Source organism: Natrarchaeobaculum aegyptiacum (assembly GCF_002156705.1).
Lineage (GTDB): Archaea > Halobacteriota > Halobacteria > Halobacteriales > Natrialbaceae > Natrarchaeobaculum > Natrarchaeobaculum aegyptiacum.
On record NZ_CP019893.1, the window covers coordinates 1098232 to 1120409 of the forward strand.

Annotated in this window: 22 protein-coding genes; 15 read left to right on the plus strand and 7 right to left on the minus strand. The window is 67.5% G+C overall.

All coding sequences use genetic code 11. The annotated features are described in order from the left end of the window. Positions 1 to 29 precede the first annotated feature (29 nt). Complete coding sequence (locus B1756_RS05510; RefSeq protein ID WP_086887640.1) at positions 30 to 1220, minus strand: M50 family metallopeptidase; 1191 nt, start codon at positions 1218 to 1220, stop codon at positions 30 to 32. Between the two features lie 236 nt (positions 1221 to 1456). Between B1756_RS05510 and B1756_RS05515 the strand changes: the two genes are divergently transcribed. The 3 genes from B1756_RS05515 (at position 1457) to B1756_RS05525 (ending at position 3569) form a co-directional block, all read left to right on the plus strand. Then, complete coding sequence (locus B1756_RS05515; protein ID WP_086887641.1) at positions 1457 to 1684, plus strand: MarR family transcriptional regulator; 228 nt, start codon at positions 1457 to 1459, stop codon at positions 1682 to 1684. 162 nt (positions 1685 to 1846) lie between these two features. Next, entirely contained in the window at positions 1847 to 2377 is a 531-nt protein-coding gene (locus B1756_RS05520; RefSeq protein ID WP_086887642.1) for a 50S ribosomal protein L16, read from the plus strand. Positions 2378 to 2675: 298 nt separating this feature from the next. Continuing rightward, a complete protein-coding gene (locus B1756_RS05525; protein WP_086887643.1) occupies positions 2676 to 3569 on the plus strand; it encodes an ATP-grasp domain-containing protein in 894 nt (297 codons plus the stop codon). 84 nt (positions 3570 to 3653) lie between these two features. On the opposite strand, the gene B1756_RS05530 is transcribed toward B1756_RS05525, so the two are convergent. Together B1756_RS05530 and B1756_RS05535 are read right to left on the minus strand one after the other, a co-directional pair. Further along, entirely contained in the window at positions 3654 to 4055 is a 402-nt protein-coding gene (locus B1756_RS05530; RefSeq protein WP_086887644.1) for an Hsp20/alpha crystallin family protein, read from the minus strand. Between the two features lie 266 nt (positions 4056 to 4321). Then, a complete protein-coding gene (locus tag B1756_RS05535) occupies positions 4322 to 4591 on the minus strand; it encodes a thioredoxin family protein (RefSeq protein ID WP_323368204.1) in 270 nt (89 codons plus the stop codon). A 180-nt stretch (positions 4592 to 4771) separates the two neighbouring features. Between B1756_RS05535 and B1756_RS05540 the strand changes: the two genes are divergently transcribed. From B1756_RS05540 to B1756_RS05585, 10 genes are all read left to right on the plus strand, one after another. After that, positions 4772 to 5203: a universal stress protein gene (locus B1756_RS05540; protein ID WP_086887646.1), complete on the plus strand. Its 432-nt coding sequence runs from the start codon at positions 4772 to 4774 to the stop codon at positions 5201 to 5203. Positions 5204 to 5278: 75 nt separating this feature from the next. Beyond that, entirely contained in the window at positions 5279 to 5440 is a 162-nt protein-coding gene (locus B1756_RS05545; protein ID WP_086887647.1) for a preprotein translocase subunit Sec61beta, read from the plus strand. Between the two features lie 158 nt (positions 5441 to 5598). After that, positions 5599 to 6222 (plus strand): pyridoxal 5'-phosphate synthase glutaminase subunit PdxT, encoded by a 624-nt coding sequence (gene pdxT / locus B1756_RS05550; RefSeq protein WP_086887648.1) that lies wholly within the window; start codon positions 5599 to 5601, stop codon positions 6220 to 6222. A 63-nt stretch (positions 6223 to 6285) separates the two neighbouring features. Continuing rightward, a complete protein-coding gene (locus B1756_RS05555; protein WP_086887649.1) occupies positions 6286 to 6753 on the plus strand; it encodes a bifunctional nuclease family protein in 468 nt (155 codons plus the stop codon). Further along, the gene (gene hisE / locus B1756_RS05560) at positions 6754 to 7038 is read left to right on the plus strand and encodes a phosphoribosyl-ATP diphosphatase (RefSeq protein WP_086887650.1); all 285 of its coding nucleotides are present in this window, start codon (positions 6754 to 6756) and stop codon (positions 7036 to 7038) included. It abuts the gene before it with no gap. Between the two features lie 539 nt (positions 7039 to 7577). After that, on the plus strand, positions 7578 to 9875 hold the full coding sequence (locus tag B1756_RS05565; RefSeq protein ID WP_086887651.1) for a DUF4129 domain-containing protein: 2298 nt from the start codon (positions 7578 to 7580) through the stop codon (positions 9873 to 9875). Continuing rightward, positions 9872 to 12334: a DUF58 domain-containing protein gene (locus B1756_RS05570; protein ID WP_228434484.1), complete on the plus strand. Its 2463-nt coding sequence runs from the start codon at positions 9872 to 9874 to the stop codon at positions 12332 to 12334. Before B1756_RS05565 ends, B1756_RS05570 begins: the two co-directional genes overlap by 4 nt. Then, positions 12335 to 13807: a DUF7519 family protein gene (locus B1756_RS05575; RefSeq protein WP_086887652.1), complete on the plus strand. Its 1473-nt coding sequence runs from the start codon at positions 12335 to 12337 to the stop codon at positions 13805 to 13807. A 68-nt stretch (positions 13808 to 13875) separates the two neighbouring features. Next, positions 13876 to 14553: a ribonuclease HII gene (gene rnhB, locus B1756_RS05580; protein WP_086887653.1), complete on the plus strand. Its 678-nt coding sequence runs from the start codon at positions 13876 to 13878 to the stop codon at positions 14551 to 14553. A 41-nt stretch (positions 14554 to 14594) separates the two neighbouring features. After that, entirely contained in the window at positions 14595 to 15605 is a 1011-nt protein-coding gene (locus tag B1756_RS05585; protein ID WP_086890058.1) for a sodium:calcium antiporter, read from the plus strand. Between the two features lie 42 nt (positions 15606 to 15647). On the opposite strand, the gene B1756_RS05590 is transcribed toward B1756_RS05585, so the two are convergent. From B1756_RS05590 to B1756_RS05605, 4 genes are all read right to left on the minus strand, one after another. Then, the gene (locus tag B1756_RS05590; protein ID WP_086887654.1) at positions 15648 to 17282 is read right to left on the minus strand and encodes a preprotein translocase subunit SecD; all 1635 of its coding nucleotides are present in this window, start codon (positions 17280 to 17282) and stop codon (positions 15648 to 15650) included. Further along, positions 17282 to 18160: a protein translocase subunit SecF gene (gene secF / locus B1756_RS05595; protein WP_086887655.1), complete on the minus strand. Its 879-nt coding sequence runs from the start codon at positions 18158 to 18160 to the stop codon at positions 17282 to 17284. The genes B1756_RS05590 and secF overlap by 1 nt, the downstream gene beginning before the upstream one ends. Before the next feature lie 169 nt (positions 18161 to 18329). Further along, on the minus strand, positions 18330 to 18803 hold the full coding sequence (locus tag B1756_RS05600; RefSeq protein ID WP_086887656.1) for a DUF5812 family protein: 474 nt from the start codon (positions 18801 to 18803) through the stop codon (positions 18330 to 18332). Between the two features lie 71 nt (positions 18804 to 18874). After that, complete coding sequence (locus tag B1756_RS05605) at positions 18875 to 19327, minus strand: response regulator (RefSeq protein WP_086887657.1); 453 nt, start codon at positions 19325 to 19327, stop codon at positions 18875 to 18877. A 228-nt stretch (positions 19328 to 19555) separates the two neighbouring features. Here B1756_RS05605 and B1756_RS05610 point away from each other — a divergent pair, with 228 nt between their 5' ends. Together B1756_RS05610 and B1756_RS05615 are read left to right on the plus strand one after the other, a co-directional pair. After that, entirely contained in the window at positions 19556 to 20854 is a 1299-nt protein-coding gene (locus B1756_RS05610) for a glucose-6-phosphate isomerase (RefSeq protein WP_086887658.1), read from the plus strand. 133 nt (positions 20855 to 20987) lie between these two features. Then, positions 20988 to 22151: a CPBP family intramembrane glutamic endopeptidase gene (locus tag B1756_RS05615; RefSeq protein ID WP_086887659.1), complete on the plus strand. Its 1164-nt coding sequence runs from the start codon at positions 20988 to 20990 to the stop codon at positions 22149 to 22151. The last annotated feature ends 27 nt before the right edge of the window (positions 22152 to 22178 follow it).

Below are 22178 nucleotides of genomic sequence, written 5' to 3' on the forward strand. Positions count from 1 at the left end.
CGGCGCTCGGCGACTCGAGCGTCGATCGCTCAGAACTGCCGGGTCGGCTCGGCCTGCCCACGGAGGTTGACCGATCCACCGCTCTGCTGGACGACGTTGAACGCCGTCATCAGGTCCGATCGCGAGATGATCCCGACGAGGTCACCGTTCTCGACGACCAGCAACCGACCGATTCCGTTTCGCTGCATCCGCTCGATCGCCGTCATCGCATCCGAATCTGGGCTGATCGTCTCGAGGTCGGTCGTCATCACCTCCTCGACCGTGTAGGCGTCGCGTTCGACCGGATCGATGTCACGCGCATCCGAGAGGGTCACCAGCCCAATCAGCCGTTCGTCATCCCAGGCGTCGGCCTCGATGACGGGGTAGCCGGTGTGGCGCTCGGTGAACATCCGCTGGAAGAGCTGGGCGACCGAGGTCTCGGGGGCGACCGTGTGCAAGTCGCCCGCGGGCGTCATGATGTCCGCGACGGTGACGTCCTGAAACGCCGCCTTCATCGTCACCTGCTGGGCCTCACTCGAGGCGGCGATGTAGATGAAAAAGGCGATGGCGATGAGGATGACGTTGAATCCGATCAGTCCGAACAGGCCGAGCAGGAAAGCGAATCCCTTGCCGATGGTCGCAGCCTGCTGGGTCGCTCGCGCGTACGGTTGACTGCGGGCGAGTAGCGCGCGGAGGATCCGCCCGCCGTCCATCGGGAACGCAGGCAGCATGTTGAACCCGGCGAGGAAGACGTTCAGGATCGCGAGGTACGCGAGGACGAATCGGGCACCATCCATCGCCTCGGGAGTGACGAGAAAGAGGAGGAACGAACCGACGCCGACCAGCACCGAGACGATCGGCCCCGCGATGGCGATGGCGAACTCCTGTTTCCAGTTCTCGGGCATCTCAGAGAGCGCGGCGACGCCGCCGAGCAGCCAGAGCGTGATCGAGTCGATCGGATAGCCGTACCGCTGGGCGGTCACCGAGTGGCCGAGTTCGTGGAGAAAGACGCCGACGAACAGGCCGATCGCGGCACTGAGCCCGAGCGCCCACGGCATCCACCACGGCGTCGTGACGGCGGCGACGTCGATCCCAGCCCCCATCGAGAGGTTCAGTATCTCGGCAGCCATGCCGATTTGCATCCCGATCAGATACGCGAACACCGGGAGAATCAATAGAAAGGTCACGTCGAGCTTGATCGGGATCCCGAAGACGGACCCGATCCGGAAACTCCACATCATGCCCCAAACTATCAGTGGCGAGGCCTTAAACGCGCCGCCAACTCCCGGATTTCCGGGCGTCGCTCGAGCGCACCACGACCTGTCGTCGCAGTCGAGCCCGAACGTGCTCCAACCGAACGTCCACCGATCAGAGTCCGGCAGACCTCATAGAGATATATACACACACCCATGTTCTAGCAAATGGTTATTCTATTCCCCATAGCGTTATGAGGGAGTTCGTGGAGGCTGCTGCTGTCATGATGGATCACCACCCGTCCGACCGAATCGCCGACCTGCCCACGACGGTCACCTCACCGCGTGGGAAACTCGTCTACCTCTACCTCGAGGCCAGCGGCGGCGCGACCGTCGCCGACCTCAACGACACCCTCGCGATGAACAAGCTGGCCGTCCTCAGCGTCCTCGAGTCGCTGACCAGTCAGGGACTGGTCGAGAAGACGGGCACCGAGTACGTCGTCACCGCGTGAGCGCGACAGTGCGACGATTCGGCATCCGCCACGGGGAGTGCAACTCGAGCGGATCCGTGGTCGCACGCGAGACGCTGAGACGACCAGAGCACCCGCGGCTGGCCCCAGCACGTGCTTCGAAGCCTTTATCCGCACGGTAACACTCCGTCTTCGTAAGTAACCATGTCCGACAAACCTGCCTCCATGTACCGGGAGATCAGTAAGCCGGCCTATACGCGCCGCGAGTACATCACTGGCATCCCGGGCTCGAAGATCGCACAGCACAAGATGGGCGACGTCGCCGCCGAACCCGAGGACTACCCCGTCCAGATCAGCCTCGTCACCGAAGAGGAGGTCCAGATCCGCCACGGCAGCCTCGAGTCCTCGCGGCTGTCGGCCAACCGTCACATGCTCAAAAACGCCGGTGAGGGCAACTACAAGATGATCCTCCGGAAGTTCCCCCACCACGTCATCCGCGAGAACAAGCAGGCGACGGGTGCGGGTGCAGACCGTGTTTCCGACGGGATGCGTCAGTCGTTCGGGAAGATCGTCGGTACCGCCGCCCGCATCGACCGCGGCGACCGCATCTTCACCATCTGGTGTGACGTCGACGACGCCGACTTCGCCAAGGACGCGCTCCGCCGTGCCTACAACAAGATCACGCCGCCGTGCCGTGTCGTGGTCGAGCGTGGCGAAGAAGAACTGATCGCGTAACCCGACCTTTTGCGCTGCGGGCCAGCTCCGCTGGCCCTCGGCAAAATGTCGATCAAAAGCACTCCTCCCTCCGTTCTCTCGCTCCGTAGCTCACGGCTTCGCCGTTCGCTGACGCTCGTTCACATCGGTCGTCGGCCCGCTCGTTCGCGGTCGCTCACTCGCGGCGAACGTCGGTGACTGCCTGCCCTCCCCCGGGTCGGGGGCTCTCGCAGCGCTCGAGCCCCACTCCCGGCCAAGGTTTGCATCGTACTTCGGTGGTACGAGCCAGTTTTTTGCCCTCGCCATCCTGACTCGAGGTATGATCGAGTTGGCGGTCGCGAACGATCAGGAGACGTTCCAGCGGATGCGCGAGCCGCTGGCCGACCGGGGAATCCGGGCGAGTCACGTGCCCTCGAGCGAGCGCGTCGTGCCCCTCGGGTCGGACGTCCCGTGGGACGCCGGGGAGTACGACGTGGGCTTCGTCTATCCCGGACGCGTGATGGAGGGTGGGGTGGCCGACGCGCTGCTCTCCGTGCCGTGGCTCAACGACCGGGAGGCGATCCTCACCTCGCGGAACAAAGCGGGCGTGCTGGCGCGACTCGAGCGGGCGGGCCTGCCGGTGCCCGAGTCCGTGTTCGTCTCGAATCCCGTCTCCGAGGCCGAGTTGACCGCGGTCTTCGAGCGGTTCGAACCCCCGGTGGTAGTCAAACCGAACTCGACGACCCGCGGGACCGGCGTTGCGAAGGCCCACGACCTCGATTCCTTTCTCGGGATCTGTGATTATCTCTCGCTGGTACACGACTACCGGGCGACTGGCGACCGCTCCTTCCTCGTTCAGGAGTACCTGCCGGAGGCGACCGACTACCGGCTGATGGTGCTCGAGGGCGAGTACGTCGGCGCGGTCGAACGCCGTCTGCCCGACGACGCCGTCGCGGAGGGCCAGTGGAAGCACAACGTCCACCGCGGCGCGCAAGCGACCGGCGTCTCCGTCCCCGAGGAGTGGCGAGCACTGGCAGAACGGGTTGCCACAGAACTCGAGATTTCGTTTCTCGGGATCGATCTGCTCGCGGTCGAGGCCGAAACCGGGGCCGACGAGCGGGTCGTCGTCAACGAGACGAACGCCCGGCCGACGATCGACAAGGCGACGAAGTACGAACCGGGGTTTTACGATCGGCTGGCTGATGCGATCCGATCGGTCGCGGAGTCGCAGTGACCGCTACGGGATGGGCCGACGGCTCGAACGAGGTGACAGCCGGTGAAAACGGAATCGGTGATCGGGGTGCGACCGCGACGACGGTTACTCGAGGCTGATGTCCGAGGACTGTTCGGCGGGGTCGAAGACGACCTCGAGGACGCCGTTGTTGTAGGTCGCCGAGGCCGTGTGTTCGTTAACGCGCGTCGGGAGGGAGACGCGTTCGTCGTACTGGCGGTGTTCGGTGCCGGCGGAGATGGTCAGCACCTCGCCGTCACACTCGAGGTCGATCTGGTCTTTCTCGACGCCGGGGAGGTCGGCGATGACGCGGATCTCGTCGTCGGTCTCGTGGATGTCGACGTGGGTGTCCGTGCCGAAGCCGTTTTCCGTCCCACCGGGGGAGTCGAAGCCGGGGTTCTGGCCGGGACCGTTCATCATCTCGTTCATCATGCGCTCGATCTCGCGAAACAGGTCGTCGAAGGGCTCGTCGCGGTCGTCTCTTCGCATACGGGACCGTTGGGTTCCCCGTGGCAAAAACTTTCTGACGGCACAGACGACTGGTAGCCGTCGATGGCGATGGCATTCACGGGCGTCGCGGTCGTCACCGTCGACGGCCAGGGCTGTTCGGACAGGGCCTGATACGGATTACTGTAACGGTTTACCGACGCAACCGCCGCACGGGTCGCGGTTGCGTCGGCAACGACTTACAGTAAACCGTATGAGAGAATGTGTGTGAATACTCGAGATCGTGGCAACCTCGAGCCGCGGGCAGATCAGGCGCCGGCGGACTCGAGTGCGTCTTCGATGTCTTCGCGTTGCGTGACGCCGACGAAGCGCTCGACGATGCCGTCGTCGTTTTCGATCACGAGCGTCGGCAGCGAGCGTACCTGGTACTCGTTGGCGAGGTCCTGCTGTTCGTCGACGTTGACTTTCTCGACCTCGAAGCGGCCGTCCCAGTCGTCCTCGAGTTCCTCCAGGATCGGGTCCTGGGTCTTGCAGGGGCCACACCAGTCGGCGTAGAAGTCCTTGAGCGTGACTGTCATCGGTTCGGCTCTAGATTTCCACGCGGCGCGCATAAGGGTTTCCCAGTCGGCATGCCGGGACAGGCGAGCCGTCTGCCATGTCTGCGTAACATCACGTTGGCTGCGTCGGCCGGGGGCGGATCTTCCCACCCCTCGAGTCGTTCCACCTCATCTTTAGGTGTTCCACTCCAACGTGGCGGTATGTACGACGCGATACTGGTGCCAACCGACGGGAGCGACCCCGCCACACGAGCGACCGAACAGGCCGCCGCCATCGCCGACCGGTTCGACGCGACGCTGCACGTCCTGTACTGCGTCGACATCGACGACCGGACGCCACTCGACATCTCGAGCAGCCAGTCCGTCGAGTCGATGCGCGAGTACGGCCGCGAACTGACTGCGGAGGTCGCCGCCGCGGCACCCGAGGGCCTCGAGGTCGTCACCGTAGTCGAAGACGGCGATCCCCGCGAGGTCATCCTCGAGTACGCCGACGAACAGGACGTCGACGTCGTCGTAATGGGGACCCACGGCCGAACGGGGATCGATCGACTCCTGCTCGGCAGCGTCACCGAACACGTGACGCGCAACGCCGAGTGTTCGGTACTGGTGACCCGGGCGGACGACGCCGCGTAGACCACCAGCCACCGTCGGTGGCGACGAGCGAGCAAACGTCGAAAGCTTTAGTTCGCTGCTCACGAAAGAGCGGGTATGGACCGAGGACAGAATACCGGAGGGCTGATGTCCAGTGCCGGACTCGTCCGGTACTTCGATGCAGAGGACTCCAACGCAATTCTCATCAATCCGAAGACGGTCATCGCGACCGGCGTCATGCTGGGTGTACTCATCCAGTTGTTGACGTTCGTCGCCTGATCGGAACCACTTCTCGAGTCGACCATACCACCCAGAGCTGTTGCGTCGCCTCACGAGTGTCGCGTGGCTGTGTTCTACGCTCGCGTATCGTGGAGCTACCTCCAACACCCTCGAGCCGTGGCGCGTCCTTTTTGCCACCGCTATCCCAAGCGACGGGTATGACACTCACAGCGGGCGTCGTCGCGGTCCAGGGTGACGTCGCCGAACACGCCGCGGCCATCGAGCGCGCGGCGCGCGAGCGCGGACTGGCCGTCGACGTCCTCGAGATTCGTGAGTCGGGGCTGGTCCCAGACTGTGACCTGCTCGCGCTGCCGGGTGGGGAGTCGACCACCATCTCACGGCTGATCCACGGCGAGGGGATCGCCCCCGAGATTCGGACCCACGTCGAGGCCGGCAAACCGCTGCTCGCGACCTGTGCCGGGCTGATCGTCGCCTCGAGCGACGCGGACGACGACCGGGTCGACGAACTCGGACTGGTCGACGTCTCCGTCGAGCGGAACGCGTTCGGGCGACAGCGCGACAGTTTCGAAGCGCCGCTCGTAATCGAGGGGCTCGAAGAGCCGTACCCGGCGGTGTTCATCCGCGCACCGGCGATCGACGAGGTGGGCGACGCCGAGGTACTGGCGACGTGGGAGGATCGACCGGTGGCGGTCCGTGACGGACCCGTCGTCGCGACTGCGTTCCACCCCGAACTGACGGCGGACAGCCGGATCCACGGCGTCGCGTTCTTCGAGAACGAGGCGGCGTCGGTACCGGTGAGCCGGACCGCTGGCGATCGGTGACCACCCGGGCGCGCGCATTCGCAGCCGTCTACACTTTTCTTCCCTGCGCTCGTTGGACGGGATATGCAGGCAGCTATCGACGCGGTACGCGTCGCAGGGACGCCACAGGGGCCGGTTCCCGTGGTCGTCCTCTCGGTCGACGGCGAAGACGACGTCGTGCCGATCTTCATCGGCTTCACCGAGGCGACCAGCATCGCACGGGGGCTCGAGGCAGAGGACATCGGCCGGCCGCTGACCCACGACCTCCTGCTCGACGTGATGGAGGAACTGGGCAGTCGGATCGACCACGTCGTGGTCAGCGAGATCGAGCGCCGCGAGGGGGGCCCGGGCGGCACCTACATCGCCGACATCCACGTCCAGACTCCCCGCGGTGAGACCGTGATCGACGCCCGCCCGAGCGATTCGCTTGCGCTTGCGGCCCGGACGAACGCCTCGATCGAGGTCACCGAAGCTGTCTTCGAGGACAGCCGAGACGATAGCGAGAAGTTCGAGCAGTTAGAAGACATCCGCAACGTCTCCGGTGACCTGTAGATGGACGACACGCTCTCTGACCTGTTCGCTGTGATCGAAGACCGCAAGGAAACGCTCCCCGAGGGCTCCTACACCGCCTCGCTCTTTACCCACGAGAAAGGCGAGAACGCCGTCCTGGAGAAACTCGGCGAGGAAACGACCGAACTCGTGCTGGCTGCCAAAGACGACGACCACGAAGAGGTCGCCTACGAGGCCGCAGACATCGTCTACCACCTGCTCGTCTTGCTCTCGATGAAGGACATGTCTCTCGAAGACCTCGAGGCCGAACTCGAGGCCCGGCGGTAAGAGCGGCCACTCGAGTCCGGCCGTGGCAGGCGAACTCGAGGCCCGGCGGTAAGAGCGGCCACTCGAGTCCGGCCGTGGCAGGCGAACTCGAGGCCCGGCGGTAAGAGCGGCCACTCGAGTCCGGCCGTAGCAGGCGAACTCGAGGCCCAGTGTCCGGCACTCGATCGACTCGCCTGCCGTGTGTGCGAGGGAAAGTCTTTCCTTCACGGCCGGTGACGTTTCGCCGATGAACGGGCGGACGGGACTCGTTGCCGGCGTGTTCGCGACGGTGAGCCCCGGCTGTCGCTCCGGGGCAGCCCAGCCGGGTGAGTCGGCCGGATCAGGGGAAAAAGCTGTCCCTCCAGACGAGATGAGGGAGTGAGGAGGTAGCTCTCGAGGGCGCTCCCGCGTTTCTCAGGCCAACTCCACCGGACACCGCGGTGGCGAGGCCTGGCGTCCCGACGTGCTGTCGCTCGCCGGTTCCCAGGCGGTGAGATCCCCTCGAGCCGGTCGATCACGATCGAACACGCCACGAGTCCGCCCGACCTCCAACGAGCACCATGGACGACGACCAGCCGCTCGCGCAGTCCACAGCCGGCGTCGACTACCGACAGGTATCCTTTCTCCTGCTGGCGGCGACCGCGCTCGTCGTCGCGGCGCTGCTCGCACCCGGTCTCGTCGCCGACCCGGGAGACGACCAGTCGCCCGGTGACAGCGGCGACGAGGCCATCGGCGAGGCTGGCGACGCGCCCGAGGACGACTCCGACTCGTTCGACTGGACGGACCTCCTCGAGTGGCTCGGACTCCTCGACGAGGAGGAAACCGGACCGCCCGATGCGCCGGCGTGTACGGTGTACGTCCACGGCGACCCGACGCCGGGCGACGAGCAGACGGTGACGATCGAGTATCAGGGAGAACCGCTCGCCGACGCACAGGTCTGGTTCGAAGACCGTGCGGTCGGCACGACCGACGACCGTGGACAGGTCACCGGCGAGGTCCCCTACGTCGAGGAACTGACGGTCCGGGTCGAGACCGACGACGAGGTCGAGTGTCTGGCCGTCGAATCGGGACCGACGATCACGCTCGAGGAATCGGGTACTGCGGCGGAGACAGCCCACAGCGGGCTGGTGGCGTCGACGAATCCACCGTCAGGCGCGACGACGACCGGGGTCGTCGCGCAGGCCGGCCAGCAGAACGCGACCGTCGAGTACGCAGTCGACGGCGACGTCGAACTGGCTGTCGAGGGCGTCCCCGATCCCGGCACGAACCTCACGCTCGAGGCGACGATCGACGGCGTGCCGATGGCGGCGGCCGACGTCACTGTCGACGGCGAGAAGACCGGCGAGACAGACGACGAGGGCAGAGAGACGGTTCGAGTCCCCGACGACGGCACCGAACGACTCGAGGTCGGCGTCTCCCGTGGGGACTTCACGGGGGAAACGACGCTCGAGGTGCGCCTGCTCGAGGCCCGACTGACCCCCGAGGGATTCGCCCCCATTCCGGGAAGCGACGGTGCCGTCGTCGCCGAGCGAGCGGGAGAACCGGTTCCGACGGCCGACGTGGCGATCGACGGCGAGGACGTCGGGGAGACCGACGCAGCGGGCACGACGCCGGTCACGATCCCACTCGACCCGACAGCGCCGGTGACGGTCAGGACGGGCGACCAGACCGCCCAGACGACGCTACTCGAGGCGTACGGGCTCACGGCACTCCTCGCCATCCTCGTGGTCGGGGGCGTCGCAGGCGGGACGTATCGGACCCACGGCGCACGCGGGCCGGTCGCGACCGTCGCGGTCACCGCCGGGCTCCTCGCGGTGCTCGTCGTGGAGGCGTTTTACGGCCCGCTGGCCGGACTCGTCGCGCTTTCGGCCCTCGTCGCGGGAGGTCTCGCGGTCGCCGTCTCCCGGTCCGATCGCACGCCCGCAGTCGATCCATCCGCACAGGCCGAGCGCGGTCGCAGCCTCGGAGCGCGGCTCCTCGCCTGGACGCTCGCGGCTGCCTCACGGCTCGAGGCGCTGTTCGAGCGGTTCGGACAGACGAGTCGTGCGATTGCAGTCCGCCTCGTTTCGCTGGTCCGATCTGTACGGACGGTTCCACGGAGCGCGGTCGCGTGGCTGGCGTCGCTTCCGGGCCGTCTGGTCGCTGTGGCCTCCCCCCCAGTCAGCGCGAGGACACTGCTGGCTGCCGCCGGTTCGCTCGCGCTCGTCTCGGTAGCCGGGTACGCGGTTGGCGGGGCTCGAGGCGGCCTGATGGCACTGCTCGCGGGGACGGCCGCAGTGGTCGCCGGCATCGTCTTCCACAACCGATCGAGGAGTTCCGGGGGTCTTGGCCGAGACGACTCGAGCGCGAGCGACGGCCGCGACGAAAGTGACGTCGTAGCCGGGGAGAACCGACGCGCCTCGAGCGACGACCCCCGACCGGTCGCGATCGTCTGGCGGGCGTTCGCCCGGCAGGTCGCACCGGCACAGTGGCGCACCCGCGCCCCTACGGAGATCGAACGACGGGCCATCGACAGCGGCTACCCGCCGGGTCCGGTCGGCGACCTGACGTCCCTGTTTCGGGCTGTCGAGTACGGCTCGAAACGGGAGACCGGGGCAGATCGCGAGCGTGCCGAGGAAGCATTCGAGGCGATCGTGGATGGTCGAGAAGTGGAGCGGTCCGACGACAGTGACGGCGTCGGTGACGACGGCGGCGACGGCAGCGACGGTGCCGGCAACGATGGCAGAGACGGCGGTGTCGGTGATACAGACCACCTCGAGCACGCCACGACGGATCGACCGTCCGGCGATGGATCGACTCGAGCGGACGACGAACGGACACGGAGGAGCGACGGATCGACTCGAGGTGACCGCAGATGAGGTGGTGGCGGACCACCCTCGTCACCATCGTCGGCGTCGGGTTCGTCGCCGTCGGGGTTCTCGTCGCACTCACCGGCCCGGGACAGGCTGAGCCACCACGGTCGCCGGGCGTGGTTCTCGCGGCGATCGTCTTCGGGCTCTGTGCACTCGTCCTCGGGCTGTGGAAAGTCTGGGGGCGACTCGAGCCGCCAGCCGTCGAGGACGACGTCGGCGACGCGGTTCCCGCCATTCCGTGGAGCGACGACGACCCGTTCACCACGCCTGCACCGGAGCGAACGGATCGGGAGCCGCCGCTCTCGAGCCGGGACCTCGCGAGCCTGATCGAGACCGGCGGCCGAACCGCCCGCCGCGAGGGGGACGTCGACGCCGGGGTCGCCGTCGTTCGGCCAGTCCTGCGAGATACCCTGATCGACGCCCTCGAGTGCGACGGTCGGTCGCGGGTGAAGATCGACCGACTGCTCGCCTCGGGCGAGTGGACCGACGACCCCGTCGCGGCGAGCGTGCTCGAGGTTGACCTGGCCGAGCCCGACCGGCCGTTTCGCGAGCGGCTGCGTGAGTGGCTGTTCCCCGAGCGAGCCGTGCGCGAGCGGGGCAGGCGGGCGACCGATGCGGTGGCGACGGCAGCCACGGACGCGCTCCCGTCGATCCCCGGCCAGACCGCACCGCGGACCGTCCCCTCCCTCCCGCCGCGACTCGAGTCGCTCACGCGCGGCGTCGACGGGCGGGTGTACCGGTCGACCGACGCGGGACCGGCCACCGGCGATTCGACCTCGAACCGCTCGGCCGACGAGTCGGGACCGAGAGAGGACGCTGGCCCCGAGGGATCGACGACGATCGTGAGCTCGGCGACGGATTCCGGGGGGGCAACGGGAACCCTCGAGCGCGTCGAGACGACCAGCCCGCCTCGGTTCAGGGGTGCCGTCGCGGCCGCGCTGGTGCTGGTCGTGGCGGCGCTGCTCGAGGGAGTCGCCATTCTGTTGCTCGCCGCGCTCGTCCCACTCGCGTACGTCGCCTACGGGACGGTGGCCGCCGGATCGCCGCCGGTCACCGGGAAGCGAGACGACGAAGACGAGCAGGGACTCGCCGTCACTCGAACGATCGCACCCACGACGGTCCCGCCCGGACGACCGGTGACCGTCACGCTCGAGGTGACAAATCGCACGTCCGGCCCGCTCGCGGACGTCAGGGTGATCGACGGCGTCCCCGAAAAGCTGGCCGTCCACGACGGCTCACCCCGCGGCGGCGGGGCGCTCGAGCCCGGCGAGACCCTCCGTCTCGAGTACGTCCTCGGCTCCCGTCGCGGGGCGTACGACTTCGACCGGGTTCGAGTGCGGGTGCGGTCGGCCGGTGCGGGCGCGGTGACGACGGCCTTCGTCTACCCCGGCGGCGATCGGACGCTGCACTGCCGGCTCGACGCCGACGCCCCGCCACTCGCGTCCGTCGGGACTGACCGGGTGGGGCAGGTGACGACAGACCGGGCCGGCGAGGGGATCTCGTTCCACTCGACGCGCGCCTACCGGCCCGAAGACCCCAGCCACCGGATCGACTGGCGCCACTACGCCAAACGCGGCACGCTCGCGACGGTCTCCTACGAGCGAGAGGTGGCCGCGAGCGTCGTCGTCGTGGTCGACGCGCGGGAGCGAAACCGCGTCGTCGCCGCCCCCGGCCACCCCACGGCCGTCGAACTGTCGGCCTACGCCGCAACCCGAACACTCACCGACCTCTGTCGGCGCGGCCACGACGTGGGTCTCGCCGTCCTCGGCGTCGACGGCGACGGCCCCGCGGGGCTTTCGTGGCTCGAGCCCGGGAACGGCCCGGCCCACCGGTCGCGCGCGCTCGAGCTACTTCGATCGGCGGCTGCCGAGACCGGTGGCGATGGTGATGGCAGTAGTGACGATGGCGACGGTGTCAGCAGTGGCGACGAGCGCACCGGCCACGGCGACAGCGCTCCCGAACGCGGACGTGGACGCGACCGCGAGGAGAACGCCGTCGATCGGCTCTTCGAGGACTCGCGCACGCGAACGGAGCTGATCGAGGGAAGCGATGGAGGCGGCGAAGGCGAGGAGGGAGAGGAATTCGAGGAATCCGCTGGTGAACGCCGTCCGAACCGGCAGGTACGACGGCTCCTCGAGTTGACGGCCCCCGAGACGCAACTGGCGGTCGTCTCGCCGATGCTCGACGACTGGCCGGTCGGCGCGCTCGAGCGCCTGCGCGCTGGCGGACGGTCAGTCCGGCTCGTCTCACCCGATGTGATCCCCGAGAATACCGTCAGCGGCCAGTACACGCAGGTCAGACGCAGGACGCGACTCGCCCGGAGTCAGGCCGCCGGCGTTCGCACGGTCGACTGGCGGCGGGGCACCCCGCTGTCGCTCGTCGTCGCGTACGCGTTTCGCGTGGCTGCCCAGCAGTCGGGAGCAGCCGGGCGTGACGTCCCCACCCAAACTGGAGGTACCCAGTAGATGTCCCTCGCCGGTCCCCGACTCGATCGGCCGTCCGCGATCGGCGACGAAGGTCGCGCACGCGGCGTGAGTCTCTGGCTCGCCACGGTCGCCGTCGTCGCCGTTACCGTCGCCGGAGGCGTCGCACTCGGCGATCCGGCACTCGTGACCGGGCTCGCACCCGTCGTCGGCCTCCTCGTCGCCGGCATCGCGCTGCTCGAGCGTTCCCGGTTCGGCCAGCTCGTGGTCGGTCACGCACTCGCGTTCGGCTTCGGCTCGGCGGTCGGATTGCTGGTCGTCGCCAGCCCGTTCCTCGGGCGGGAGGCCGTCGCCGTCGCCGGGTTCGCGCTGGCCCTGCTCGGGATCGCGATGGCCTGGGCCGACGTCGACCCCGCAGCCCTTGAGCGCGCCGGGCTGAGCTGTGGGCTCACCTACGCGACGCTCGTCGTCGGGAGCGTCGTCGCCGTTCTCGTCGGCGTCGTCCTCGTGGTCACCGTGAACCTGCTCGTCGCGATCGTGGCTACCGACTCCGCCGCGGGGTCGCTCGCCGGCCTCCTTACCGTCGTCGTGGCCGTCGCCGTCGCCGGGCTCTTCGCCGTCGCCGTCGCCCCGATCAGACAGCTCACGCGGCGCTCCCGCCGGGACGCCGTCGACCGCCAGCTCGCATCCGTCCGCCGAACTCTCGGCGGCGTCGTGCTCGGCGGCCTCGGCTCGCTGTTCGTCCTCGGCTTCCTCTGGCTCGCTGGCCTCTTCGGCGCGCTCGTCGCACAGGTGCCCCAGCTCGAGCGACCGCTCGTCGCCCTCTCCACGGGCGCGGTCGTCTGGCCGCTCGTGAGCATCGCCGTCGGGCTGGTCGTCGTTCCCCTCCTGATCTGGACCGTCCGGGCGGTCACCCGCCGGGACGCCGGAGACGCGAGGAGCCGAATCTGGACCGCCGCAGTAACCGTCGCAGTCGCCATCCTCCTCGCGGGCGCAGTCGCGGTCGGTCTGGCCGCACTCGGCGTGGCTATCGGCAACCTCGCCTCCGGCGGCGCGATCCTCGCCCTCGCCGGCGGCGGCGCCGTCCTCGTCGGCGTCGGCCCGCTCGCGTACCTCCTGCTCGTCGGAACGATCCTCGTCGCCGTCTGGCTCGCGTTCCTCCCCGACCGCGCTATCGCCCCCGCACTCGCCGGCACCGGCCTCGTCGTCGCCGCCGCTGCCCTCGGCTCACACGCCCCGTTCGTCGCCATCGGCTGTGTCGGCGTCGCGTGTTTCGTCTGGGACACCGGTACGTACGGCCTCGAACTCACCGCCGAACTCGGCCACCAGCCACGAACCCGCCGGCTCGAGCTGGTCCACGGGCTACTCTCACTCGCAGTCGCCGTCGGAGCCGTCGCGCTCGTCGCCGGGCTCGCCGGGCTCGTCTCGGGGCTGGGCGCTGCGATCGCCAGCCCGGTCGCGCTCGTCGTCGCCGCCGTCGGTGCGATCGTTCTCCTGATCCCCATCCGGGGCTGAGTGGACTGAACGATCCTCTCGAGCGGAACAACGCAAGGATTTTGCAGATTGCGCGGGACGGACGAGCCATGTCACTCGGCGTGGACGAGGCCGGAAAAGGGCCGGTGCTGGGATCGATGTTTGCCGCAGCCGTCCACTGTGAGAGGGTCGACGCGCTCCCGGAGGGAATCGCCGACTCGAAACGGCTGTCGCCCGACCGACGGGAGAAACTGGCCGCGAGGATCCGGGCGGACGACCGGATCGCCGTCGGCGTCGCCGAGATCACGACCGCCCGGATCGACGATCCCGAGACGGACATGAACTCGCTGGCCGTCGCCGCTCACGCCGAGGCGATCGCCGAGTCCCTCGTGGACCTCGACGCCGGGCCCGAGTCGGCTCCCGTATCCGGCCTGTGCGACGCCTGCGACGCCGACGCCGACCGGTTCGCACGACGGGTTGCCGAAGCCTGTGCGGGCGAACTCGAGATCCCCCTCGAGATCGACGCTCGCCACGGCGCCGACGACGACGACCCGGTCGTGGGTGCGGCCAGCATCGTCGCGAAGGTCGAACGTGACGCCCACGTCGCGGGTCTCGCCGAAGAGTTCGGCCCCGTCGGCAGCGGCTATCCGAGCGACCCGACGACGCGCGAGTTCCTCGAGTCCTACGTCGACGACCACGGCGAACTCCCGCCGTGTGCCCGGGAGTCGTGGTCGACCTGTAAGGACGTGCTCGCGGCCGCCGAGCAGACAGGGCTCGGCCAGTTCTGAGCGGGATCGTTTTATACGGTCACCCGGTGGACGAACGAGCCGTGTTCGACGTTCTCGCGCTCGTTGCGCTCGCCGGGGGTGCGACGGTCCTCGTCTGGCTGGGGAGCCGGTGGCTCGAGACGTCGGCAGACCAGCTCGCGGTCGGTTACGGCGTGCCGCCGGTCGTCCAGGGGGCGGTCATCGCCGCCGTCGGCTCGAGCACACCGGAACTGATGAGCGTCGTCCTGGCGACGCTGCTCCACGGCGAGTTCGAACTCGGCGTCGGCGCAATCGTCGGCTCGGCGGTGTTCAACCTGCTGGTCATCCCAGCCGTCGCGACGCTCGTGGGAAAGGGAGCGATGACCACGAACCGGGAGCTGGTCTACAAGGAGGCACTGTTCTACATGCTCGCGGTCGCGACGATCCTGCTTACATTCTCACTCGCCGTCATCTACTACCCCCTCGGCGGTGCGGGCCTGCAGGGAGCCGTCACGCGACCGCTCGCGATGGTCCCACTCGTCCTCTATGGCCTCTACGTCTTCACCCAGTTCCTCGACGCGACAGAAGACGTACTCGAGGCCGACGTCGACGTCGACCGTGGCCGCGCCTGGCTGTGGTTCGGACTCGGCCTCGTCGTCATCGTCGTCGGCGTCGAGGGTCTCGTCCGGTCCGCGATCGGTCTCGGTGCCGCGTTCGGGACGCCCGCGTTCCTCTGGGGAATGGTCGTCGTCGCCGCCGGCTCGAGCCTCCCCGACGCGTTCGTCAGCATCGCCGCGGCCCGATCGGGCCGGCCAACGGTCAGTCTCGCGAACGTTCTCGGAAGCAACGTCTTCGACCTGCTCGTGGCCGTCCCCGTGGGTGTCCTGCTTGCCGGGACGCTGGCGATCACGTTCGCCCACATCGTCCCGATGATGGCGTTTCTCGTCTTCGCGACGATCGTCTTCTTCACCGTCGCTCGAACCGATATGCGCCTCTCGGCGCGGGAGGCGTGGCTCTTGCTCGCGATCTACGGGCTGTTCGTCGGGTGGCTCGTCCTCGAGAGCGTCGGCCTCTCGAGTATCGTTCCGACGTGATCGTGGTGCAAAAGTCGAGCCTGGAAACGAGAGGAATTCGGCCTACCTGTCCGTCAACAACCGCTGGAGGATGTCACCGTAGGCCGGTCGGGTGATGAGCACGCCGATCAGCACACCGAGGATGGTGATGATGGCGAACCCGCGCAGGTCGCCCAGACTCAGGACGGCCAGCGGCGAGAGGGCGATGATCGTCGTCGCCGCCGCCGCGCCGATGATCCAGAACGCCTTCCGGAACCGGGACTCGAACACCCGACTCGAACTCACGTCACCGTCGTCCATCACCTCGTCGGCGATGATCACGAGGTCGTCGACCCCGGTACCGACGACAGCGATGAATCCGGCGACGTGTGAGAGGTCCAGTGGCATCTTGATCAGCGCCGCGAAGCCGAGCAGGATCACCACCTCCGTCGAGGCCGTGAGGATCATGGGAACGGCGACCTTCGGGTTGCGATAGCGCAGGAAGACCATCCCGGCGACGGTGAGGATGGAGAGCGCCCCGATGAGCAGCGAGTAGAACTTGAACTGGTCGGCCAGTGCAGGCTGGATCGAGTAGGTCTGTGACTGCGTGAAATCCAGCGGTGCCGGCAGCGCACCGGCGCGCAGACTGACGGCCAGCGAGTTCGCCTGTTCGATGTTCTGTGACCCCATCTGGAACGTCGGGCTCTCGGCCCACGTTCCCTGGGACATGCTGCTGGCAAGATCAGGTCCCATGCTGTGGGCAGCGACAGGCTCGCCGTCGGCAACCGTGATCAGGCAGTACCGATCCTGGTCGTCGGAGTGATCGAAGTCGACGGTTCCGTCTTCATCGTACCCCAGTCCACACTGATGCTGGCCAACACTGGTAAACTGGAGTTCGTTCATCCGGTCCTGATAGTCCCAGGCAGCGTCCTCGCTCACCTGCACGGGGACGACGTAGCCCGGCCCCTGCTGGTCGGGCTGTGGCGGATCGACGTCGGTGATGTCGTCGCCACTCAGGACCGTCTCGTTCGTGTGCGAGCCGTTGCCGTCGGGGTAGTACGCCCAGACCTCGACGACGCCGCGGTCGGAGAGCAGCTCCTCGAGCTGGTCGGGACCCATATCGGGGACCTCGGTGACGACGTAGCTGCCACCGAGTGGGTCTTGCTGTTCGTAGGCGGTGCCGCCGGAGAGGCCCGCCTCGTTGATCATCGTCTGGATCGTCTCGATGATCGCCGCTCGAGTTTCGGCGGTTACGCCGGGTCTGACGTCGTCTTCGTCGACCTCGAGACCCTGATTGTTGAGGGCTTCGGCGAACTCCGCTTCCGTGGTGTCGTCGTCGTAGATTTCGACGGAGATCCAGCCGTCGTCGTGGAGGACGACGCTCAGGTTCGCCGCGCCGGGTTCGAGGTCCTCGTGCAGTCCAGCTTCGATCTCCTGTATGCGATCGTGGTCGACCTCGCCGGTCTCCGCGTCGGCGACGCTCTCGACGTCGTCGGCCGTCATGCCGGCGACGGGCGCACTGATTCTGGACCCGCCCTCGAGTCCGAGGCCGTAGACGAGGTTCGTCGGGGTGTCCTCAGCCTCGGGGTCCTCGCCCTCGACGAGGGTCGTGTCACCGAAGACGCCGCCGGGAACGAACAGCGCGAAGAGCGCAGCGCCCACGAAGAGCACGAGCACGAGGATCCGCCAGTACTCTTTGACGAAGGCTTTCGGTCCCATCAGCGTCTCACCCCCTCGAACTTGTACCAGCGAAGCAGACTCAGGTTCAGCATGTAGGTATTCATCAGGTCGGTCGCAAGTCCCACGAAGAGGATGATCCCGATCGACGCCAGCAGTTCGACGCCGAAGAGGTAGGCGGTGACGCCCATCACGAGCATCGCCATCATCGACGTGACCGTCATCGTGATGCCCGTCCGCATCGCGCGGTGAGTACTCTCGTAGAAGTCACCCTCTCGCCGGAGGATGTGGTTGTTCAACAGGATGTCCGAGTCGACCGAATAGCCGATCAGCATCAACAGCGCGGCGACGGTCCCCAGCGACAGCTGGATTCCGACGATCGACATGAACGCAAGCGGGATCACGAGGTCCGAAAACGCCGACGCTACGATGGCGATCGAGGGGACGAACGTCCGGAACAGGAGGAACGCGATAACGCTCATCCCGAGGAAGGCCACGGCGATCCCGAGCAGTGCCGTCTGCTGGGTTTGCTCGGCGAAACTCGGCGACGCCGTCGACTCCTGCTGGACGATCTCCCCGTCGCCCGCGAGATTCGCCTCGGCCTGATCGGAGAGGCCGTCGATATCATCTACCTCGAGGCCAGCGAACTGGACGAGATACTGGTTTTCCGCCTGCGTCGACTGGATGCTGTCGGGTTCGACGTCGAAGGCTTGCTGAATCTCCGCCTCCGAGGAGGTCGTCTCGATCGTCAGCTCCGCGCCGCCGGCGAAGTCCATCCCGAGTTCGACCGGCGACCCGGTGACCAGGAAGGTCCCGGTCAACACGAGCAACGCGACCGCAAGCACCGCCAGCGGAATCGCCGCGAGCTGGCGGTTGCTGTACCGGGTGTATTCTACCTCCGGTACGTCGAAATAACCCATATGCCGGATCACAGGAAGGCACCCCAAGTAAGCCTTCTCAATTTCTACAGCATTGCGCGAACAGAACGATTCGGTGGCGGCGTCGATTTCGCGGGTCTGGAGAGCAACGAACCGGATACGAGATACGGCGGGCGACCGGCATCGAGTGGGCAGGCACCCGTTCTCGGGTTCAATCGGGCAGATACCGGATACTCAGGATACCGGCGTCGGCCGACCGGCGCACCTCGACGCGAACCGCCTCGAGCCGTGCGGCACGGCAGACCGTCTCTTCGTCCTCGAGGACGTCTCGTGCGGCCGATTCGACCTCGCTCTCGGGCAACGAGAGGACGTGAATCTCGCCCGTGCCGGCCCGCGGTTCGGTGACGAGGTCGCCGACGGCGGCGTCGGCTGCCAGTTCCTTCGCGTGCTGGGTCGGCTCGAGGTCGCTGTCGACGAGGTCCACCCGTCGCCGCCCGCCGACCTCGACGACCTGCCAGGTGACCTCGAGCGGCGGGTCGGGTGCGACGGTCGCCTCGAGAACGTCGTGGATCTCGAGGCCGGGATTCGACGCGAGCGTGTGGACCTGTGCGGTCTCGACGTCGCGGACGACGGCCGACTCGCTCTCGGCGTGCGTGACGACGAACGTGCCCGTCTTCTCGGTCATAGGCGAGCGTAGGACGCGAACGGCTTTCGGGGTTTCGACTCTCGGCGCGCCCGGCGGTACGCCTCCCCGACTCACGCCGGCGTGGGTGGATGCTGAACGGCGTCGATCCAGAACTCCTCGATGGCCTGTGCGAGCGCGTCGAACTCGTCCGGATGGTCGGGCTTGGTCAGGTAAGCGTTGGCCGCCCGATCGTAACTCTCGAGAACGTCCTCGTGGGCCGCCGAACTCGAGAGGACGAGGATCGGCGGCGGCGGGTACTCGAGTTCCGACCGGAGCAACTCGAGGATCGTGAAGCCATCCATGCGCGGGAGGTTCAGGTCGAGCAAGACGAGGTCGGGGCTGGGCGTTTTCGCCTCGCTCTCACAGAGGTCGAAGTACTCCGTAGCCGCCTTCCCGTCCATGACGGTGTGGAACTCGACCTTCGCGTCGATCGACTTGAACGCCTCCTTCGTCAGTCGAACGTCACCCGGGTTGTCCTCGACGAGGAGGATGTCGACGGGTTCGGTGGGTCTATGATCGGACATGGCGTGGTCTCTGACAACTCTAGTCCTTCCGGGGGTGTAAGGGTAGTTCCTACACACGGTGGGGGTGGGGGAAAACCGAGGTTCGGGAATCCACAGCGTGATCGTGCTGTAAGTGTGGAGACAACAACGTTCGCGAGTGATACTGTGGTGGGAGCGAGTCGGGACGACCGGTGGATCACCCCGACCCATCGCGGAACGCCTTTGCCCCCCGCCGTCACCTGCTGTAATATGGACGTCGACATCGGCAACGCGCTCGCGTCGGTCGCCTCACCGGGCGTCTCGAGAGCGAGCCTCGAGCGACTCGACGAGCAGGTTGCCGCGGCTCACGGACGTATCGAACGGGGGATGGCAGACGGCGTACACGGCTACGAGGCGCTGAACCTCCCGGGGCGAACCGATCCCGACGAGATCCGGGCGGCCGTCGCGCCGGTGGCCGACTGTGACGCGCTCGTGACCGTCGGCATCGGCGGCAGCGCGCTGGGCGCGGCGACGCTCGTCGACGCTCTCGAGGGCGACGGCACCGAGACGGTCTTCCTCGACAACGTCGATCCCGACTGGGTAACGGGCCACCTCGAGGCCCTGCCACTCGAGTCGACGGCGATCAACGTCGTCTCGCGCTCGGGGACGACCGCCGAAACGCTGGCGAACTTCCTCGTCGTCCGCGAGGCCTTCGAATCGGCAGGTGTCGACTGGACCGAGCGAACGATCGTCACGACCGGCGAGTCCGGCCCGCTCCGTGATCTGGCCGACCGACACGACCTGCCTTCCCTGCGGGTCCCCGACGGCGTCCCCGGCCGCTACTCCGCGCTGTCGGCCGTTGGACTCGTCGCCGCCGCAGCCTGCAACCTCGACCTCGAGGCGATCCTCGAGGGGGCGGCCGCCGAACGCGAGACGCTGACGGGATCGCTCTTCGAGTGTCCCGCCTACGCCTACGGCGCGACGAGTTACGCGCTCGACCAGCGCGGAGCCGGCGTGAACGCGATGATGCCTTACGCCGAATCGCTCGAGACCTACGCCGAGTGGTTCGCCCAGCTGTGGGCCGAGAGTCTCGGCAAGGACGACCTCGGGCAGACCCCGGTGCGCGCGCTCGGGGCGACCGACCAGCACTCCCAGCTCCAGCTCTACCGCGCAGGACCGAGCGACAAGCTCGTCACGTTCGTCACCCCTCGCGAACGAGAGGATCGCCCGATTCCGTCGACGGAGGTCGAAGACCTCGCCTACCTCGGCGACGCGACCCTCGGCGAGTTGCTCGAGGCCGAGTTCGAGGCCACCGAGGCCAGCCTCGCCGCCGCCGGCCAGCCGAACGTCCGGATCGAACTCGAGCGCGTCGACGCCCACGAACTCGGAGGGCTCCTCTACGGGATGGAAGCCGCCTGCGTGCTCGCGGGAGAACTCTACGGCGTGAACACGTTCGAACAGCCGGCCGTCGAGTGGGCCAAAAAGGCCACCCGCGGCCTGCTGGGCGGAGGTGACTTCGAGGAGGCCGACGCCGTCGCCGAGAAGACCGAACTGCGAATCGAGCGGTAGCAGGTCGGACTCGAGGGGCCGATCCCCCGGCGTCGGCGGCCCAGCGTCGGACGTTTCGGACCGTAAGATCGGGGATCACGCACTGGGGTCCTGGAACGGTGTCCCTTTCACTACCGAGCCGAATCGGTAGACAATGACCGAGACGACCGGCACGGGCGACGACCCCGCTGCCGACCCGGAGACGACGGTCGGCTCGAGTGACGCGGGCGTGGTCCAGTTGCTCGGGCTCGTCGTCGCTACGCTGACGCTCGTCACCGCTGCGGTCCCGCTCGGACAGGGAATGGAGCCGGGAGCGGACATCGACGCACTCGCGGTGGTCGCCACCACGCTGGCGGCTCTCTTCGCGACGGTGGCATTCCTCGGTCGCCGGTTCGCCCTGCTTCGGGGTCGCACCAGCGGTCCGCTTGCTGCCGGCTCGGGGCTGGTGACGCTCCTGCTCTCGGGATACGCGATCAACCGGGGCGCCACCGGCGCAGTCGACCTCCCGGTGCCCGGGCTCGAGCCGATCCCGTCGATGGCCGCTACGTTCGTTCTCGGGGCGGCAGTCGTCGGCCTCGGCGTCGCCGACGCCGCCTCCCTCTCTGCTCACGAAGTGAAACGCCGGACGCTCCGGCTGGTCGAAGCGATCGCTGTCGGCGTACTCGGCCTGCTCGCGATCGCTATCGCGATGAACCTGCTCGCGGTTCCCGCGTTCGCCCTTCTCGGTGACCTCTCCGAACTGCAACTACAGCTGCTGTCGTACCTCGCCTTCGCGGTCGGCCTCGGAAGCGTCGCCGCCGGCTATCTCGCCTGGTACGACCGCGACCGATCGTTTCTGGATCTGGCGGTGCCGACGCTCCGTGACGCCGGGTGGACCATCGCCGGGCTGATCGTCCTCTTCGTCGTCTTGCTGGCCGGGTCGTGGGTCATGTCCGCGACCGGGATGGAGGCGGCCGACCACGGAACCATCCTCGCAGTCGAGGAAAATCCCGAGTTGCTGTGGGTGATCCTGCCAGCGATGTTCCTCGTGGTCGGGCCGTTCGAGGAACTGCTGTACCGGAACGTCGTCCAGAAATCCCTCTACGAGACGTTCTCGCGGTACGGTGCGGTCGTCGTCACGAGCGTCGCCTTCGCACTCGTCCACGCCCAGGCGTACGCGACGGCGGGTGCTGGACTCCTGCTGGCGAGCCTCGCGATGGTGTTCGGCCTGTCGCTCGTGCTCGGGACGATCTACGAACGGACGGAAAACCTGCTCGTGCCCGCGATCGCTCACGGGGCGTTCAACGCCGTCCAGTTTACCATGGTCGTCCTCTGGTGAGCCCTGTCACGGGTGCCGTTCCCTGCC

Bases quoted from the DNA above. Each gene is read 5' to 3' on its own strand.
- hisE (WP_086887650.1), top strand. From the start codon at position 6,754: ATGGACGACACGCTCTCTGACCTGTTCGCTGTGATCGAAGACCGCAAG.
- B1756_RS05540 (WP_086887646.1), top strand. From the start codon at position 4,772: ATGTACGACGCGATACTGGTGCCAACCGACGGGAGCGACCCCGCCACA.
- B1756_RS05590 (WP_086887654.1), bottom strand. From the start codon at position 17,282: ATGGGACCGAAAGCCTTCGTCAAAGAGTACTGGCGGATCCTCGTGCTC.
- B1756_RS05535 (WP_323368204.1), bottom strand. From the start codon at position 4,591: ATGACAGTCACGCTCAAGGACTTCTACGCCGACTGGTGTGGCCCCTGC.
- B1756_RS05515 (WP_086887641.1), top strand. From the start codon at position 1,457: ATGATGGATCACCACCCGTCCGACCGAATCGCCGACCTGCCCACGACG.
- B1756_RS05600 (WP_086887656.1), bottom strand. From the start codon at position 18,803: ATGACCGAGAAGACGGGCACGTTCGTCGTCACGCACGCCGAGAGCGAG.
- rnhB (WP_086887653.1), top strand. From the start codon at position 13,876: ATGTCACTCGGCGTGGACGAGGCCGGAAAAGGGCCGGTGCTGGGATCG.
- B1756_RS05565 (WP_086887651.1), top strand. From the start codon at position 7,578: ATGGACGACGACCAGCCGCTCGCGCAGTCCACAGCCGGCGTCGACTAC.
- B1756_RS05520 (WP_086887642.1), top strand. From the start codon at position 1,847: ATGTCCGACAAACCTGCCTCCATGTACCGGGAGATCAGTAAGCCGGCC.
- B1756_RS05555 (WP_086887649.1), top strand. From the start codon at position 6,286: ATGCAGGCAGCTATCGACGCGGTACGCGTCGCAGGGACGCCACAGGGG.
- secF (WP_086887655.1), bottom strand. From the start codon at position 18,160: ATGGGTTATTTCGACGTACCGGAGGTAGAATACACCCGGTACAGCAAC.
- B1756_RS05510 (WP_086887640.1), bottom strand. From the start codon at position 1,220: ATGATGTGGAGTTTCCGGATCGGGTCCGTCTTCGGGATCCCGATCAAG.
- pdxT (WP_086887648.1), top strand. From the start codon at position 5,599: ATGACACTCACAGCGGGCGTCGTCGCGGTCCAGGGTGACGTCGCCGAA.
- B1756_RS05570 (WP_228434484.1), top strand. From the start codon at position 9,872: ATGAGGTGGTGGCGGACCACCCTCGTCACCATCGTCGGCGTCGGGTTC.
- B1756_RS05615 (WP_086887659.1), top strand. From the start codon at position 20,988: ATGACCGAGACGACCGGCACGGGCGACGACCCCGCTGCCGACCCGGAG.
- B1756_RS05575 (WP_086887652.1), top strand. From the start codon at position 12,335: ATGTCCCTCGCCGGTCCCCGACTCGATCGGCCGTCCGCGATCGGCGAC.
- B1756_RS05545 (WP_086887647.1), top strand. From the start codon at position 5,279: ATGGACCGAGGACAGAATACCGGAGGGCTGATGTCCAGTGCCGGACTC.
- B1756_RS05605 (WP_086887657.1), bottom strand. From the start codon at position 19,327: ATGTCCGATCATAGACCCACCGAACCCGTCGACATCCTCCTCGTCGAG.
- B1756_RS05610 (WP_086887658.1), top strand. From the start codon at position 19,556: ATGGACGTCGACATCGGCAACGCGCTCGCGTCGGTCGCCTCACCGGGC.
- B1756_RS05525 (WP_086887643.1), top strand. From the start codon at position 2,676: ATGATCGAGTTGGCGGTCGCGAACGATCAGGAGACGTTCCAGCGGATG.
- B1756_RS05530 (WP_086887644.1), bottom strand. From the start codon at position 4,055: ATGCGAAGAGACGACCGCGACGAGCCCTTCGACGACCTGTTTCGCGAG.